At 71.5% G+C, this 14,989-nt stretch carries 19 protein-coding genes; 8 read left to right on the top strand and 11 right to left on the bottom strand.

Annotated features, from left to right (window positions below):
* The first annotated feature begins 1 nt into the window (after position 1).
* Complete coding sequence (locus MKK68_RS22515) at positions 2 to 826, top strand: metal ABC transporter permease (RefSeq protein WP_279592983.1); 825 nt, start codon at positions 2 to 4, stop codon at positions 824 to 826.
* A gap of 22 nt (positions 827 to 848) precedes the next feature.
* Here MKK68_RS22515 and MKK68_RS22510 read toward each other — a convergent pair whose 3' ends face one another.
* Complete coding sequence (locus MKK68_RS22510) at positions 849 to 1,451, bottom strand: exopolysaccharide biosynthesis protein (protein WP_147727042.1); 603 nt, start codon at positions 1,449 to 1,451, stop codon at positions 849 to 851.
* A 448-nt stretch (positions 1,452 to 1,899) separates the two neighbouring features.
* Between MKK68_RS22510 and bcsS the strand changes: the two genes are divergently transcribed.
* From bcsS to MKK68_RS22495, 3 genes are all read left to right on the top strand, one after another.
* Entirely contained in the window at positions 1,900 to 2,526 is a 627-nt protein-coding gene (gene bcsS, locus MKK68_RS22505; RefSeq protein WP_244032987.1) for a cellulose biosynthesis protein BcsS, read from the top strand.
* A 93-nt stretch (positions 2,527 to 2,619) separates the two neighbouring features.
* The gene (locus MKK68_RS22500; protein WP_187275457.1) at positions 2,620 to 2,868 is read left to right on the top strand and encodes a type II toxin-antitoxin system Phd/YefM family antitoxin; all 249 of its coding nucleotides are present in this window, start codon (positions 2,620 to 2,622) and stop codon (positions 2,866 to 2,868) included.
* A complete protein-coding gene (locus MKK68_RS22495; protein ID WP_147842235.1) occupies positions 2,865 to 3,272 on the top strand; it encodes a type II toxin-antitoxin system VapC family toxin in 408 nt (135 codons plus the stop codon). The genes MKK68_RS22500 and MKK68_RS22495 overlap by 4 nt, the downstream gene beginning before the upstream one ends.
* Here MKK68_RS22495 and MKK68_RS22490 read toward each other — a convergent pair.
* Both MKK68_RS22490 and MKK68_RS22485 read right to left on the bottom strand, forming a co-directional pair.
* Positions 3,262 to 4,836: a cryptochrome/photolyase family protein gene (locus tag MKK68_RS22490; protein WP_244032986.1), complete on the bottom strand. Its 1,575-nt coding sequence runs from the start codon at positions 4,834 to 4,836 to the stop codon at positions 3,262 to 3,264. The genes MKK68_RS22495 and MKK68_RS22490 overlap by 11 nt on opposite strands.
* Positions 4,837 to 4,841: 5 nt before the next feature.
* Complete coding sequence (locus tag MKK68_RS22485) at positions 4,842 to 5,576, bottom strand: SDR family NAD(P)-dependent oxidoreductase (protein ID WP_243931921.1); 735 nt, start codon at positions 5,574 to 5,576, stop codon at positions 4,842 to 4,844.
* A 153-nt stretch (positions 5,577 to 5,729) separates the two neighbouring features.
* On the opposite strand from MKK68_RS22485, the gene MKK68_RS22480 reads away from it, so the two are divergent.
* Positions 5,730 to 6,596: a formyltransferase family protein gene (locus tag MKK68_RS22480; protein WP_147859014.1), complete on the top strand. Its 867-nt coding sequence runs from the start codon at positions 5,730 to 5,732 to the stop codon at positions 6,594 to 6,596.
* A 64-nt stretch (positions 6,597 to 6,660) separates the two neighbouring features.
* Positions 6,661 to 6,801 (top strand): DUF2256 domain-containing protein, encoded by a 141-nt coding sequence (locus MKK68_RS22475; protein WP_147728565.1) that lies wholly within the window; start codon positions 6,661 to 6,663, stop codon positions 6,799 to 6,801.
* A 4-nt stretch (positions 6,802 to 6,805) separates the two neighbouring features.
* On the opposite strand, the gene MKK68_RS22470 is transcribed toward MKK68_RS22475, so the two are convergent.
* The 8 genes from MKK68_RS22470 to MKK68_RS22435 all read right to left on the bottom strand — a co-directional run bounded on the left by MKK68_RS22470 (position 6,806) and on the right by MKK68_RS22435 (position 13,791).
* Positions 6,806 to 7,396 carry an NTP transferase domain-containing protein gene (locus tag MKK68_RS22470; protein ID WP_244032985.1) on the bottom strand — a complete coding sequence of 197 codons (591 nt, stop codon included), beginning with the start codon at positions 7,394 to 7,396 and terminating at the stop codon, positions 6,806 to 6,808.
* Complete coding sequence (locus MKK68_RS22465; protein ID WP_244032984.1) at positions 7,389 to 8,414, bottom strand: molybdopterin-binding protein; 1,026 nt, start codon at positions 8,412 to 8,414, stop codon at positions 7,389 to 7,391. The genes MKK68_RS22470 and MKK68_RS22465 overlap by 8 nt, the downstream gene beginning before the upstream one ends.
* The gene (locus tag MKK68_RS22460; protein WP_243984043.1) at positions 8,411 to 9,112 is read right to left on the bottom strand and encodes an XdhC family protein; all 702 of its coding nucleotides are present in this window, start codon (positions 9,110 to 9,112) and stop codon (positions 8,411 to 8,413) included. Before MKK68_RS22460 ends, MKK68_RS22465 begins: the two co-directional genes overlap by 4 nt.
* A 1-nt stretch (position 9,113) precedes the next feature.
* Positions 9,114 to 9,437, bottom strand: coding sequence for an XdhC family protein (locus MKK68_RS22455; RefSeq protein WP_147728569.1), 324 nt, complete (start codon positions 9,435 to 9,437; stop codon positions 9,114 to 9,116).
* Positions 9,438 to 9,620: 183 nt separating this feature from the next.
* On the bottom strand, positions 9,621 to 10,487 hold the full coding sequence (locus tag MKK68_RS22450; protein ID WP_243931917.1) for an NAD(P)-dependent oxidoreductase: 867 nt from the start codon (positions 10,485 to 10,487) through the stop codon (positions 9,621 to 9,623).
* A gap of 71 nt (positions 10,488 to 10,558) precedes the next feature.
* The gene (locus MKK68_RS22445; RefSeq protein ID WP_244032983.1) at positions 10,559 to 11,944 is read right to left on the bottom strand and encodes an ATP-binding protein; all 1,386 of its coding nucleotides are present in this window, start codon (positions 11,942 to 11,944) and stop codon (positions 10,559 to 10,561) included.
* Positions 11,941 to 12,660 (bottom strand): response regulator, encoded by a 720-nt coding sequence (locus MKK68_RS22440; RefSeq protein ID WP_147728697.1) that lies wholly within the window; start codon positions 12,658 to 12,660, stop codon positions 11,941 to 11,943. Before MKK68_RS22440 ends, MKK68_RS22445 begins: the two co-directional genes overlap by 4 nt.
* Before the next feature lie 192 nt (positions 12,661 to 12,852).
* Positions 12,853 to 13,791, bottom strand: coding sequence for a 2-hydroxyacid dehydrogenase (locus MKK68_RS22435; protein ID WP_244032982.1), 939 nt, complete (start codon positions 13,789 to 13,791; stop codon positions 12,853 to 12,855).
* A 177-nt stretch (positions 13,792 to 13,968) separates the two neighbouring features.
* Between MKK68_RS22435 and MKK68_RS22430 the strand changes: the two genes are divergently transcribed.
* Together MKK68_RS22430 and MKK68_RS22425 are read left to right on the top strand one after the other, a co-directional pair.
* Positions 13,969 to 14,364, top strand: a complete 396-nt coding sequence (locus MKK68_RS22430; RefSeq protein ID WP_244032981.1) for a VOC family protein — start codon at positions 13,969 to 13,971, stop codon at positions 14,362 to 14,364.
* 23 nt (positions 14,365 to 14,387) lie between these two features.
* Complete coding sequence (locus tag MKK68_RS22425) at positions 14,388 to 14,984, top strand: histidine phosphatase family protein (protein ID WP_244032980.1); 597 nt, start codon at positions 14,388 to 14,390, stop codon at positions 14,982 to 14,984.
* Positions 14,985 to 14,989: the final 5 nt, after the last annotated feature.

Raw genomic sequence — 14,989 nt, 5'->3', positions numbered from 1 at the left:
CATGCGCCGGGCGTTGGTCGGCTGCCTCGCGCTGTCGATCTCGGCGCCGCCGGTCGGCGTGTTCCTGATGCTCCGACGCATGAGCCTGATGAGCGAGGCGATGAGCCATGCCATCCTGCCCGGCGCCGCCGTCGGCTTCCTGGTGGCGGGCCTGTCGCTGCCGGCGATGACGCTGGGCGGGCTCGTCGCGGGGCTCGCGGTCGCCCTGCTCGCCGGCCTCGTCACCCGCTCGACCGTGATCCGCGAGGATGCGAGCCTCGCCGCATTCTACCTGATCTCGCTCGCCGCCGGCGTGCTGCTGGTGTCGATGCGCGGCTCGCAGATCGACCTGCTGCACATCCTGTTCGGCACGGTGCTGGCGCTCGACGACCCGGCGTTGCTGCTGCTCGGCGGCATCGCGACGGCGACCCTGTTCGGCCTCGCGCTGATCTACCGCCCGCTGGTGATGGAATGCGTCGATCCGCTGTTCCTGCGCACGGTGAGCCGCGGCGGCGGCCCGGTGCACTACGCCTTCCTCGGCCTCGTGGTGATGAACCTCGTCGGCGGGTTCCAGGCGCTCGGCACCCTGCTCGCGGTGGGGCTGATGCTGCTTCCGGCGATCGCCGCCCGGTTCTGGGCGCGCGGGCTCGGCACGCTGATCCCGGCCTCGATGCTGATCGCGGTGGTGGCGAGCTTCTCGGGCCTGAGCCTGTCCTACCATCTCGACCTGCCGACCGGGCCGGCGATCGTGCTGGCGGCCGGCGCGCTCTATCTCGTGTCGATGCTGGCGGGCCCGCGCGGAGGGCTGCTCTACCGCTTGGTGAAGCCGCGGCATCTCGAGGCGTGAGCCGGAGCCGCTCGATCGCGGTTCAGAGGTGGAACAGGCTCATGATCCCGGCGACGATCGCGTAGGCGAAGCCGGCATTGAGCAGCACGCCCAGGCTCCCGATCCCGAGACCGACCAGCACCAGGATGCCGTCGCGCTCGACCAGCCCGAGGCCGACGAGGCAGACGGCGAGCCCGAGCGGGATCTGGCCGATCACCGGCGCGGCGACGATCAGCGCCAGCGACAGCGTCAGCAGGGCGATGCCCATGCCGCGCATGCCGAGCGCCGTCTCGAACACGCTGAGCCGTGGCCGCGACCAGCGCTCCAGCCGCCGCAGCACCGGCACGGCGCGCTTGACGGCCCGCTCGACGTCCTTCCGGGCGACCGATCGTCCCAGCAGCGCCTTCGGCAGCCAGGGCGACGACTTGCCGATCGCGATCTGCACGGCCACGAGCAGCAGCAGCAGGCCGCAGACCAGGGGGATCGGCGGCGGCATCGGCAGGCAGTTCGGCAGGCCGAGCAGCACCACGAGCAGCGCGAAGGCACGGTCCCGCAGCACCGCGACGATGTCGCCGACGGTCAGGCGGTCTCCCTCTTGGCTGGCGAGAACCGTGAGGACGTCGGACGTTCGGGCACCGGAATACAAAACGTGGCCGCAGGTTGCTGTCCCGGCGCGGGCTCTAGCCGAGTTCGGCACCGCCGCCAAGCATGAGCCTCGCCCCCGCCCCGGCGGCGCACCGTCCGCGGGAAACCGACAAGCCTGGAAGCTTCAGAAAGGACATATTTCCTTCAGGTTGGCTAGACGATTCATGCGTAACTTGAAGTTACATACTCAGAGTTGCGGTCGATTGTTTCACGGCCAAATGGTGGAAAAATCGACGACCGTCTTTGAAACTGTCGCGACATCTCTCCTGAATCGCCCCATGTTGCGAGCCTTCGAGATATAAGATTTTCATCTTGTATTAGGAGTCATCGGCTTGGCACGGCTCGCGTCCCCGCACCGAAGGCGCCGTCTCGCGGCGGCGGTCGCGTGCCTACTCTGCACCGTTCCAACCGCATCCCCCACGGCTCGGGCCGGCGATCTCGACACCCTGGTGTTCGGCAGCCTGGATGCCGGCGCCGCGAATTTCCTGTCCATCGGCGCCAAGATCGCGCTGGACAAGCTCGACCGGCCGGGTTTCGTCGCGCTCGCCAGCCTCGGCGGCGGGCGCCGCAACGAGATGGCGTGCGGCTGCGATTCGTGGGGCAGCGCTCGCCTATCGCGCTACACCGTGCTCGGCGCGGCGCTGGCGGGCTATCAGTGGTTCCCGGATTGGGGCGTCGTCGCGCTCTATGCCGGGCCGGAGGGTGCGTACGAAGCCCTAACGGACGGGCGCAGCGTGGCGACGCTTCCGATGCGTTGGGGCCTTCGCCTGCACGGCGAGGTCTGGGCGCGCCCGACCGACGAGAGCCTGGTTCAGGCGACCCTGGTCCTGGGCTCGGCGCGCGATTCGGCCTGGTCCCGGATCGCCCTCGGCTATCGCGCCTGGGGCTTCTACCTCGGCCCCGAAGTCAGCCTCTACGCCGACCGGACCGGCTATACGAAGTGGAATTTCGGCGCCCACGCCACCGATTTCGCAGTCGGCAGCTACAGTTTTCGCGTGTCGGGCGGCGTACAGGTCGAGAGTACCGAAAGGCGGCCGAGCCCGTACCTCGCGTTGTCGGTCTGGACGCCGTGGTGAGCGATGCTCGACCCATCCGCGGCTGGCCGAACCATGCTACGATTGCCAGCAGCAGACGCAGCGGAAACGCGACGTCGTTCGGTTGGTGATCGTATGGACGCAATCAGCATCTTCGACGCAGAAAGTTCGCTCGGCTCACTTCTCGATGCGCTCGAGGCTGGCCAGGACGTGCTCGTCCTGCGCGACGGCAAACCCGTCGCACGGCTCGTCCCGCCGACCCGTGAGGATACCACGGCCCTGACGGTTGGCGGGCTGCGCGCGTTGCGCGATCGCATCGCCGCCCGCGGTGAAACGTTCAGCCCAGATGAGATAGAGATTTTTCGTAGCGAAGACCGCCGGTGAGCCTCTGCATCCTAGATGCGTCGATGGCCCTCGCTTGGGTCCTGCCGATCGAGAGCGATGCGAGCGATATTCTCGAACAGGTCGCGGCAAAAGGTGCGATCGTGCCTGGCCTCTGGGCTCTCGAGGTCGGGCACGTCCTTCTTACGGCTGAGCGGAAGCGCCGCATCGTAACGGCAGAGAGGACTCAGGCTCTCGAGCTTCTCGCAGCCCTACCGATCTCGATCGATACCGAGACCGCGCGACATGCCTGGTCGGCGACGATGACGCTCGCCGCCAAGCACGGGCTCTCGCTGTACGATGCGAGCTATCTCGAATTGGCGATTCGGTGTTCACGCCCCCTCGCCTCGCGCGATGCGAAGCTCCTTCGCGCCGCGTCCGCCTGCAGCGTTCCAGTTATCGTTTAATCTCGCCCGCCGGCGCATCGGCGCTCAGCCCATCGAGGAACGACGCCGCGTCCGCCGCGATCTCGGCCTTGCGCGCGGGCGGCATCGCGGCGAGCGTGCGATAGGGCATCGACAGGCGCGGGTTGCCTTCGAGGCGGCCGGCGTTGGCGATGAGGAAGTTCCAGTACAGGTAGTTGAACGGGCAGGCGTCCGGGCCGGCCTTCTTCGCGACGTCGTAGCGGCAGGCGGCGCAGTAATCGGACATCCGGTTGATGTAGGCACCGGAGGCCGCGTACGGCTTCGATCCCATCACGCCGCCGTCGGCCCACAGCACCATGCCGTGCACGTTCGGCAGCTCGACCCACTCGTAGGCGTCGGCGAAGACGATCAGGTACCATTCCTCGACCTGCGCCGGCGAAAGCCCCGCGAGCAGGGCGAAGTTGCCGGTGACCATCAGGCGCTGGATGTGGTGGGCATAGGCATGGGCCCGCGTCTCGGCGACGACCTGCGCGAGGCAGTTCATCTCCGTCTCGCCCGACCAGTAGAACCACGGCAGGTCGCGCTGCGCGTCGAGGGCGTTGGTCTCGGCATAGGCCGGCATCCGCGCCCAGTAGAGGCCGCGCACGTATTCGCGCCAGCCGAGGATCTGGCGGATGAAGCCCTCGACGCAGTGTAGCGGGGCCGCGCCCTCGCGATAGGCGCGCTCGGCGGCGCGGCAGACTTCCTCCGCGGTGAGCAGGCCGGCATTGAGCGGCGGCGAGATCAGCGCGTGGTAGAGGAACGGCGCGCCGGTCTTCATCGCGTCCTGGTAGTCGCCGAAGGTCGGCAGGCCGTCGGCGATGAAGTGCTTCAGGGCTTCGATCGCGTCGCGGCGGGTCACCGGCCAGCCGAAGCCGTCGAGGTCGCCGAAATGCCCGGCGAACGCCCGGGCGACGAGGTCGAGCACCGCGCGCGTCGTCGCGTCCGGCTCGAAGCGCAGGCGGCTCGGGACGGCATGGCCCCGCGGCAGCTTCTTGCGGTTGTCGGCGTCGAAGTTCCACTGGCCGCCGACGGGATCCTTGCCGTCCATCAGCAGGCCGGTGCGGCGGCGCATGCCGCGGTAGAACGTCTCCATACGCAGCGCCCGGCGGTCCCCGGCCCAGTCGGCGAAATCGCGGCGCGGGCACAGGAAGCGGTTGTCGTCGCGGATCTCGACCGGGACGGCGAGGTCGTCGCGCCACGCCTGCATCATCGACCAGACCCGCCATTCGCCGGGTTCGGTCACGACGACACGGTCCGGCGCGTGCCGGGCTACCGCGCGCGCGAGCTCACCGGTGAAGCTGCCGCTATTGCCGGGATCGTCGAGGCGGACGTAATCCACCGTGACGCCCTCGGCTTCGAGCTCCGCCGCGAAGTGGCGCATGGCCGAGAACAGGAAGGCGATCTTCTGCTTGTGATGGCGGACGTAGGTCGCCTCCGCCATCACCTCGACGATGAGCACCACGTCGGGCGCATCGAGATCGACGAGGCTCGACACGCGCCGGTTGAGCTGGTCGCCCAGCACGAAGCGCAGGGTCTTCCGCCCCGCGGTGTTCCGCGTTGCCAAGCGCCTCAGCCCTTGGTGCGCAGCATCGAGCGGCCGCCGTCGGCGCCGATGATCTGCCCGGTGATCCAGCCGGCCTCGGCCGAGACGAGGAAGGCGGCGAGCCCCGCGATGTCCTCCGGCGTGCCGAGGCGCTGCAGGGCATGCATCGCGGCGATGCCCTGGGCCAGGGTGGCATTGCCGGTGATCGCGGCGGCGAGCGGCGTCCGGGTCAGCGAGGGCGCCACCACGTTGATGCGCACGTGCGGCGCGAGTTCGGCCGCCAGCGATAGGCCGAGGCCTTCGACCGCCCCCTTCGCCATGGCGACCGAGGCGTGGGCCGGAAACCCCTGTGCCACCGCGACGGTGGAGAACAGGACGACGCCCGCGCCCGCCTCGCCGGCACCGGCCTTCAGCGCGCCGGCCGCTGCCTGGATCGCCGAGAAGGCGCCGAGCGCGTTGATCCGGAAATCGGTCTCGGCGTCCGCCCGGGTCAGGCGGGCGAGCGGGCGCAGGTTGATGGTACCGACCGCGTAGACGAGGCCGGCGAGGCGATCGCCTGCCTCCGCGGTAGCCTGAGCGAAGAAGTCGGGGTCGGCGACGTCGCCGGCCGTCACGGTGGTCTCGCCGAGCTCGGCCGCCGCGGCTTCGAGCCGGCCGCGGTCGCGCGCCGCGAGGTGGAGGCCGTAGCCGCGGTGGCGCAGCGCCTCCGCCGTCGCCCGGCCGATGCCGCCCGTGCCGCCGTAGATCAGAACCCGTTGCATGCTCGCCCCCGTCGCCGCCGAACGCCCCTTGCCGGCGGAGACGGTTCGACAAGATGAAGCTAAGGCGTCGTGGAGGACGGGGGAGTCGGTCGAGGCCGGCGCGGCCGTTCCACAAGGTCGCATCCCATCGAGACCGCCGGAGAATCCAGGTTCATGAAGTTCGCCTTCGCCGGCATCGATTTCCTCGGCGGCGTGTTCGAGGGCCTGATCGAGGCCGGCTGGACCCCGATCAAGCTGTTCACCCGCCCCTGCGACGGGCTCTACGATCACAACGACGTGGTGGTGGCGCGCGCCCGTCAGCTGCGCCTGCCGATCCAGCTCTCGCGGCTGAAGGCCCAGGATCTCGACGCGCTGAACGCCGCCCACGGCCGCGACTGGGCGCTCGTCGTCGCGGGCTATCCCTGGCTGATCACCGGATGGCGCACCCGCGCGGCCTTCGGCTTGAACATCCACCCCTCGCCGCTGCCGACCGGGCGCGGACCCTACCCGCTGTTCCGGGCGGTGGAGGAAGCGTATGAGACCTGGGGCGTCACCGCCCACGTGCTCGCCGAGGAGGGCTTCGACACCGGCGACATCCTCGCGCAGGACCTGTTCCCGCTCGACGCCCAGGAAGACCACGAGACGCTGCTGGCCAAGTGCCAGATGGCGGCGCGGCGGCTCGCGACCGGGCCGATCGGCCGCGATCTGCCGGCGCGGTGGCGGCGGCCCGAGCCGCAGGGCGACGGCTCGTACTGGGCGCGCGCGAGCGACGTCGACCGCACCCTCGACTTCCGCGCCGACGTCGCCGCGATCCTGCGTCGGATCCGCGCTTTCGGATCGATCGAGACGCTGGCGCGGCTCGGCGACGCTCGCGTCTACGTCGCGCAGGCCGGCGGCTGGCGCGAGGCGCACAAGCATCTGCCCGGCACCGTCGTCCATCGCCACAGGCGCCACGTCGTGGTTGCGGCCCGCGACGGCTACATCCAGATCACACGGTGGTCGCCGGTGGGGCTGGCCGAAGCCGGACAGATCGGGCGCTGACCGGATGTCCAGGCGAAGCGGGGGCGATTCCGCAAACAAGAGTTCGGGCCGGACATCGGGGAAGATGATCCGCAAGGGCGACCTGCCGACAAAGCTGTGCGCGCAGTGCGGGCGGCCGTTCGCCTGGCGGAAGAAGTGGGAGCGGGTCTGGGACGAGGTCCGATTCTGCTCGGATCGCTGCCGAAGCGAGGCGAAGAAGGCCTGAGCCTTCAGAGCCGAGCCAGCATCTCCGGCGTGTCGACGTCGAGCGCGGTCCCGGGCTCTCCCGGAATTTCCAGGACGTCGGCGCGACCCTTCAGCAGCGGCCCGGCGCCGTGATCGCCGGACAGGCTGGCGATGGCGTCGCCGAGCACGCGCCGATCGAGCAGCACCGGGTTGCCGCGGCGCCCCGCGATCGTCGGCACCACGGCACTCGGAGCCGGCTTCGCGGCCCGGTAGGCGGCGGCGAGGCGATCGATCTGCTCCGGCGTCACCCGCGGCATGTCGCCGAGCAGGATCACCGCCGCATCGGTCTCGGCCGGCAGCGCGGCGAGTCCCGCCCGCAGCGAGGTCGAGAGGCCGGAACCGAACGCGGCGTTCTCGACGAAGACGAGGTCGAGATTGTGAAGGACGGCGCGCACGGCCACCGCATGGGCCCCGAGCACGACGACGACCGGACGGGCCCTGGACGCGAGGGCGGCTTCCGCGGCGTGGCGCACCAGCGGCGTCCCGTCGAGCCGCGCGAGCAGCTTCGGTTCGGTGCCGAAGCGGGTGCCGCGCCCGGCGGCGAGCAGGACGGCACCGATTCCGATGTCAGGCATCGTCGGCGGCGCTCGGTTCGCCCGATCGCGGCTGCGGCCGCGAGACGATCTCCATCAGCAGTCCGCCGACACCGAGCGCGACGATGTCGGCGCGGGTGACGGGCAGGTCCGCGAGCAGGCGGTGCAGCACCCAGTCGAACCCGTTCTCCTTGGGCGAGCGGGCGCAGCCCGGCGCGCCGATCACCGGAACGTCCCCCAGCGCTCCGAGCAGTAGCAGGTTCCCGGGATCGACCGGCATGCCGAAATGCATCACCGCGCCGCCCGCAGCCGCGATGCCGGCCGGGATCACGTCGCGGCGGTCGGCGATGGCCGAGGCGCCGAACACGATCGCCAGGTCGGCGCCGTCCTGCGCGGTCGCCGCGGCCAGCGCCTCGGCGACCGCGCCGGCCGCGTGCGGAACGCGACGATCGGCGACGATCTCGGCGCCGGTCGGCGCGAGCCGATCCGCGAGGACGGCCAGGGTCCGGTCGACGGTGGTCTCCTTCAGGCTCGGCAGCCGTGTCGAGACCACGCCGACCCGGCGGCGGCGATAGGGCGAGACCCGCAACGCGCCGGCCGGCGCGGCGGCGCACGCATGCGCCAGGACCGTTCCCGGCACCGCGTAGGGGATGATCTTGATCGTCGCGACCATCTCGCCGGCCACCACGGGCTTGAACGGCGGCAGCGTCGCCGCGGTGATCGCCTCGTCGACGCCGTTGACCGCATCGATGCCGGCTCGATCCACGACCAGAACGCCGGGCCCGACCGCGAAGAGGTTGCAGCGTCCGGTGAACGGCGGCTCGCAGCGCAGGCCGGTCCCGGCGAGGTGCCGCGCCAGGGTCTCGGCGGCCTCGTCCTCGCCGACGTCGCCCGGCTCCAGGGAGACGGCCACCAGATCGCGCACGCCCTCGGCCGCGAGGCCTGCAATCGTTTCGGGCGAGATCGCCCGGCCCTTGCGCAGGGTCGCGCCGCCGGCCTTGATGGTGTGGGCGGCGATGAGGCCGAGCGCGGATCCGACCGGAACCGGCCCGAACTTCACGAAGCCGCCTCGCGCGGCGCCCGACGCAGGGCGGCGACGATCTGCGCCATCACCGACAGCGCGATCTCGGCCGGGCTGACCGCGCCGATGGCGAGCCCGATCGGGGCGCGGATGCGCGCCAGCTGGGCCTCGGAATAGCCGGCCTCGATCAGCCGGACCGCGCGCGCCGCATGGGTTTTCCGCGAGCCGAGCGCGCCGATGTAGAAGCACTCCGCCGAGAGCGCAGCCTTCAGCGCCGGATCGTCGATCTTGGGATCGTGGGTCAGCGCGGCGAGCGCGCAGTAGCGATCCAGCGGCGGCACCGCGCCGCCGAGTGCCGCGTCCGGCCAATCCGCCACCAGCGCGACGCCCGGAAACCGCTCGGGGCTGGCGAAGGCGGTGCGCGGGTCGATCACCGTCAGCGCGAGGTCGAGCGCGGCGGCCATCGGCACCAGGGCCTGGGTGATGTGAACGGCCCCGACCACGACGAGCCGGACCGGCGGCACCTGGACCGTGAGGAACAGCGTCCGGCCGTCCGCCTCGACGAGGCCGCTCCGACCTGCAGCGAGGTGCCGACCGAGCGGTTCGGCGAGGGCGTCGGCGGCGATATCGGCCTCCCGAACCAGGCGCTGCCCGCCGTCGGCGATGTCGGTGACGAGGATCGCGGCGCGGCGGGCGGCGCGCTCGGCGTTGAGGCCTTCGAGGATGTCGGCGCGCATGTCAGTCGATCCGCTCGACGAAGATGCGGATGCGGCCGCCGCAGGAGAGCCCGACCCGCCACGCGGTCTCGTCGGCGACGCCGAACTCGATCACCCGCGGCTTGCCGTCGGCGATGGCGTCGGCGGCTTCCGTGATGACGGCGCCCTCGACGCAACCGCCGGAGACCGAACCGAGAAAGTTGCCCTCGCCGTCGACGACGAGGTGGCTGCCGACCGGACGCGGCGCCGATCCCCAGGTCTCGATCACGGTCGCGAGCGCCACGTCGCGGCCGTCGCGTCGCCAGGACGCGGCGGTGTTCAGGATGTCGGCTTCGGTCGAGATCATCGGCGTGCCTCGAAGGCCGCGCGCGCCGGCCTCAGGATGCGGGAGCCCGGTCGCGGGCTGAGAGGTTCAGGTATGGCATCGTGGGCGGGGCGCAAGGCGCGCGCAGCGGCGGCGTTGCACCGAACGCATGACGACCGACTTCGCGCGTCGGTGCAAACGCCGGCCGTCGCCGTGTCCAAGCGCTCAGCGCCCGCTGCGCCGGGTCGCCACGGTGGCGAGCGCGGCCAGGTCCTTGTCGCCGTCGCCGTGCGCGATCGCGTCGATGAGGTTGTCCCGAAGGACGCTCGCGAACGGCATCGGCACGTTCACCGCCGCCGCGGCGCCGAGGGCGAGGCCGATATCCTTGGCGCCGAGGCGGAGGCCGAAGCCCGGCGGCTCGTAGCGGTTCGCGGCGATCGACGCGCCGTAGCCCTTGTAGACCGGCGAGGCGAACAGCGTGCCGGTGAGCATGTCCAGAAGGTCGGCGCCGGCCACCCCGTGACCTTCGGCGAAGGCGGCGGCCTCGCCCATCGCCTCGATCGCCGAGACCAGCATGAAGTTGCCGGCGAGCTTCACGGCATTGGCCTGATGCGGCTCGGTGCCGAAGCGCCACGTCTTCGTGCCCATCGCGTCGAGGAGCGGGGCTGCGCGGTCGATCGCGCCGGCATCGCCCGCGGCGATGATATTGAGGGCGCCCGCCGCGGCCGCGTCCGGCCGCCCGAACACAGGGGCGCCGACATAAGCGATGCCGGCGCGCGCATGGATCGCGGCCAGTTCCTGCGCCAAGGCGACGGAGATCGTGCTCATCGACAGGTGGATCGCCGGCCGGCCTGCGCCGTCGAGCAGCCCGCCCTCGACGATGACGGAGCGCAGTGCCGCGTCGTCCGACAGCATGGTGATCGCTGCGTCGCCCGCGAACGCCTCGGCCGCGCTCGCCACCGGCGTCGCGCCGGAGATCCCGTGCGCAGCATCCGGGGTCCGGTTCCAGACGCGGACGGTGTGCCCGGCCTCGACCAGCTTGGCCGCCATGGCGCGCCCCATGCGCCCGAGCCCGATGAATCCGACGTCCATGCGCTTTCTGCCTTCCGATGCCCGCTCGGCCTCAACGCCGATCGCGCCGGTCCGATGCAAGGCTCGGCCGTTCATTCCGCCGCGGCGGCGATCCGGGTCTCGGCGGGTTCGGCCGGGATCGCGGCGGCCAGCGGCAGCTCGATCGCGGCGGAGAGGCCGCCTTCCGGGCGATTCGTCAGGGTGAGCCAGCCGTCATGCGCTTCGACGATGGCGAGCACGATCGACAGCCCGAGGCCGAAGCCGCTCGCGTCGTTGAGGTTGCGGGCCCGGTCGCCGCGCACGAACGGCTGCAGCATCGCGTCGCGCTCGGCTTCGGGAATGCCGGGACCGGTGTCGCCGACCACGATGCGGACGCCCCGCGGCGTCTGCTCCATCGAGAGGCGCGCGCCGCCGCCGTACTTGACCGCGTTGTCGACGAGGTTGGTGATCGCCCGCTCGAGCTCGTCGGGCTTTCCGCGGACGAGCACGTGGCGGCTCTGCGTGACGAAGACGTCGGCGCCGACGTCGCTGAACCCGTCGCAGACCGTCTGCACCACCGAGGCGAGGTCGATCAGCGTCCGCGCGCTCGACGCGCCGCCCTGGCCGTCGCGGACGAAGGACAGGGCCGCCTCGACGAGCGCGTTCATCTGGTCGAGATCGCGCAGCGTCATGATGCGGGTGTGGTCGTCGTCGATGAACTCCGCGCGCAGCCGCAGGCGGGTGATCGGCGTGCGCAGGTCGTGGCTGATCGCGGCCAGCATCTGCGTGCGGTCGTCGATCAGGCGCCGCACGCGGTTGCGCATCCGGTCGAGGGCGCGGGAGACCGCGATCACTTCCCGCGGGCCGGCCTCGGGCAGCGCCACGTGGTCGTCCCCGGTGCCGAACGCCTCGGCGGCGCCCGCGAGCCGCGCCAGGGGCGCCGTCAGCGCCCGCGTCGCCCACACCGAGAGCAGCGCCAGCGTCAGGGCGAGGAAGATCACGGTGAAGATGATCGCGCCTTCGTGCGGCGGCCTGAGCGGGTCGTCGGGCAGGCTCGCCTGCAGCCGCGCACCGTTCGGCGTGACGATCCCGAGGCGGAGGTAGCCGTCGGCGCGCATCTCCGGCCCGCCGATCTCGACCACGGTCAGCGCCCGGCCGAAGCCGTTGCGCAGGCGGCGGACGACCGGGCGGTTGAGGCCTTCGCCCTCGGCAGCGGTCCCGGTCCAGGGCGCGATCTGAAGGTTCGGCACGCTGCGTGCCGCATTCGCCAGCAGGGCGTCGCGGTCCGGCACGGGAGCGTTGTCGAGGAGGCGGGCGACGATCGCGAGGCGCCCTGCCGCGACGCCGGGATGGTCGTCCGGCTTCCAGGGCTCGCGCAGGAGCACGAAGGCCGTGGTCGCGACCGCGTGCGCGACGACGATCGCGGCCACCACGAGCAGGGCGATCTGCCCGGCGACGCTGCGCGGGCGCAGGCGGCTCCGGATCCGGCCGAACCTCATGAGCGCGTCACCTCCGGCGTGAACAGGTAGCCGCCCGAGCGGATCGTGCGGATGATCTCGGGGTTGCGCGAATCGCGCTCGATCTTCTGGCGGATCCGGCTCACGAGCACGTCGATGCTGCGCTCGAACGGGCCGGCGCTGCGCCCCTGGGTCAGGTCGAGGAGCTGGTCGCGCGAGAGCACGCGGCCCGGGCGCAGGCACAGGGCATGGAGCAGGTCGAACTCCGCGCCGGTGATCGAGATGCGCGCGCCCTCCGCGCTCAGCACCTGCCGCAGCGAGACGTCGAGCGTCCAGCCGACGAAGTGCATCCGGCGCGCGCCCTCCTCCTCCGCCACCTCGTTGCCGGTGCGGCGCAGGACGGCGCGGATGCGGGCCAGCAGCTCGCGCGGGTTGAACGGCTTGGCGAGATAGTCGTCGGCGCCGATCTCGAGGCCGACGATGCGATCGATCTCCTCGGCCTTGGCGGTGAGCATCAGGATCGGGATCGCCGAGCTCGCGCGCAGGCGCCGGCACAGGCTGAGGCCGTCCTCGCCCGGCAGCATCAGGTCGAGGACGATGAGGTCGACCCGGCCGTCGGCCAGCGCCCGGTCCATCTCCGCGCCGTCGCCGGCCAGGGTGACGCGGCAGGCGTTGCCGCGGAGGTAGCGCGCGACCAGGTTCGCGATCTCGCGGTCGTCCTCGACGATCAGGATATGCGGACTGGCGGGCGCGTTCATCGGCGGTCGTCTTACGTCGCGTCCCGACGGGACTTCGCGGCTCCTTATGGCCCGAGACGCGCGACAATCGAAGATGGGGGGCGGCGGCAAATTTGTAACGGCGTGTTTCCGATGCGCGTTTCGGTGTGCGGCATCTCGAGGACGCAAGACGTTGCGTCCGCGAAACCACGCGACAGCTTGCGGCGACGGCGATCAGTACCCGCGGGCTCTGTCCACGCCCGCCGGCACCCGTCCGGTGCTGCGGAAGGCCGCCACGGCCCCGGCGACGATCGCGGCCGCCGAGGCTTCGTCGGTCGGCGCCGCGACGTGGGGCAGGACCGTGACGTTCGGGTGGTCCCAGGCCGGGTGGTCGCGGGGCAGCGGCTCCTGCGCGAACACGTCGAGCACCGCGTGCCCGACCCGTCCGTCATCGAGCGCCGGCCACAGGTCGGCCTCGACGAGGTGGGCGCCGCGGCCGAAGTTGATCACGCCGGCACCCGGCGCCAGCCGGGCGAAGCAGTCGCGATCGAGGATGCCGCGGGTCTCGGCGGTGAGGGGCAGCAGGTTGACGAGGTAGGCCGCGCCGTCCAGCGCCGTGCCGAGGCCGTCGCGGCCGGAATGCGCAATCAACCCCGGAATCGCGGTGCCCGATCGGCTCCAGCCGCGCACGGGAAAGCCGAGCCCGAGCAGCAGCTCGGCCGAGGCCCGCCCCATCTCGCCCATCCCGAGGATCACGACCGGGCACGCGCCGGCCGCGCGGGCTGGGTGCTGGCGCCATTCGCGGCGGCGTTGCTGCGCGGCGTAGAGCGGGAGATCGCGGTGCAGCGCGAGCACGCAGGCCGCGACGGTCTCGGCCATCGTTCGCGCCAGCGTCGGATCGACGAGACGGACGACGGGGACCGGCGGCAGCGTCGCGTCCTGCAGCAGGCGCTCGACGCCGGCCCACAGGCTGTGCACCCAAGCGAGCGCCGGCAGTCCGGCCAGCGCTCCCGGAACCGGGTTGGCGACGATCGCGATCGCGACCGTCGAGCGATCGAACTCGTCGGCAGCCGTCACGATGCGCTCGCCCGGCATCGCGCGGGCGAGCGCGTCGCGCCAGATCGCTTCCTCGGCGGGCGATTGGCTGGTGGCGAGCAGGATGGGCTCAGGCATGAGGGTGCCTCGATCGGTCGACAGGGTTGCTGATAGCCTCGGCATCGGCTTCGAACGGGCCTCCGTGGCCATCGGCGCGGGGCTGCCGGCGGTTCGGCGCAGGGCTCCCGGCCTTTTCGGATCGGTTCTTCGCGCCAGATATCGGCTTCACTCCCTCGGTCCAACCTGTGAGGAAGAATGGCCAAGCTCGTCCATGCGATGTTCCGCGTCCGCGACGAGGCGCGCTCGGTCGCCTACTACGAGGCGGCCTTTGGGCTCGCCATCTCCGACCGCTTCGACTTTCCCGATTTCACCCTGGTGTACATGCGGGCGCCGGACTCGCCCTTCGAGATCGAGCTGACGGTCAACAAGGACCGGACCGAGGCCTACGACCTCGGCGACGGCTACGGCCACGTCGCCGTCACCGTCGCGGATCTCGCCACCGAACACGCCCGCTTCACCCGCGAGGGGCTTCGGGCGACGGACATGAAGACGCTCAAGCACGGCGACACCGAGCTGGCGCGGTTCTTCTTCGCCACGGACCCCGACGGCTACAAGATCGAGGTGATCCAGCGCGGCGGCCGCTTCGCCTGACCCCGACACGAACCGACGAGACCATGACCCGCATGAACGGCCCGACCCGCATCGTCTGCCTCCGCCACGGCGAATCGACCTTCAACGCCGCCCACCGCGCGACCGGCCGCGATCCCGACCATCGCGACGCCCGCCTGACGCCGCGCGGCCGGGAGCAGGCGCGCGCGGCGCAGCCGGCGCTCTCCGAGATCCCGTTCGACCTCGTGGTGGTCTCGCCGCTGACCCGCGCGATCGAGACGACCGCGCTGGTCTTCGCCGACCATCCGGCCAAGCCGAAGCTCCTCGTCGAGGTGCTGCATCGGGAGTGCCAGGAGAGCAGCTGCGACGTCGGCCGGGTCGCCTCCGAGATCGCGGCGGAGTTCCCGCATCTCGACGTGGGGCACCTGCCCGAGGTGTGGTGGCACGCCGAGGAGGGGTCCGACGTCGGCGGTCATCCGGTCGAGCCGCGGCACCTGTTCGACCAGCGCGTCGCCGGGTTTCGGGAATGGCTGCGCGCGCGGCCCGAGCGGACGATCGCAGTGGTCGGCCACGGCACGTTCTTCTTCCACCTCACCGGCGTCTGGCTCGACAACTGCGAGACCGTCGAGCTCGATCTCGACGCGGCTTCCGCCGCCGCCTGACGCGA

The organism is Methylobacterium sp. E-016 (assembly GCF_022829745.1).
Lineage (GTDB): Bacteria > Pseudomonadota > Alphaproteobacteria > Rhizobiales > Beijerinckiaceae > Methylobacterium.
This window is presented reverse-complemented; position numbering and strand designations above follow the sequence as displayed.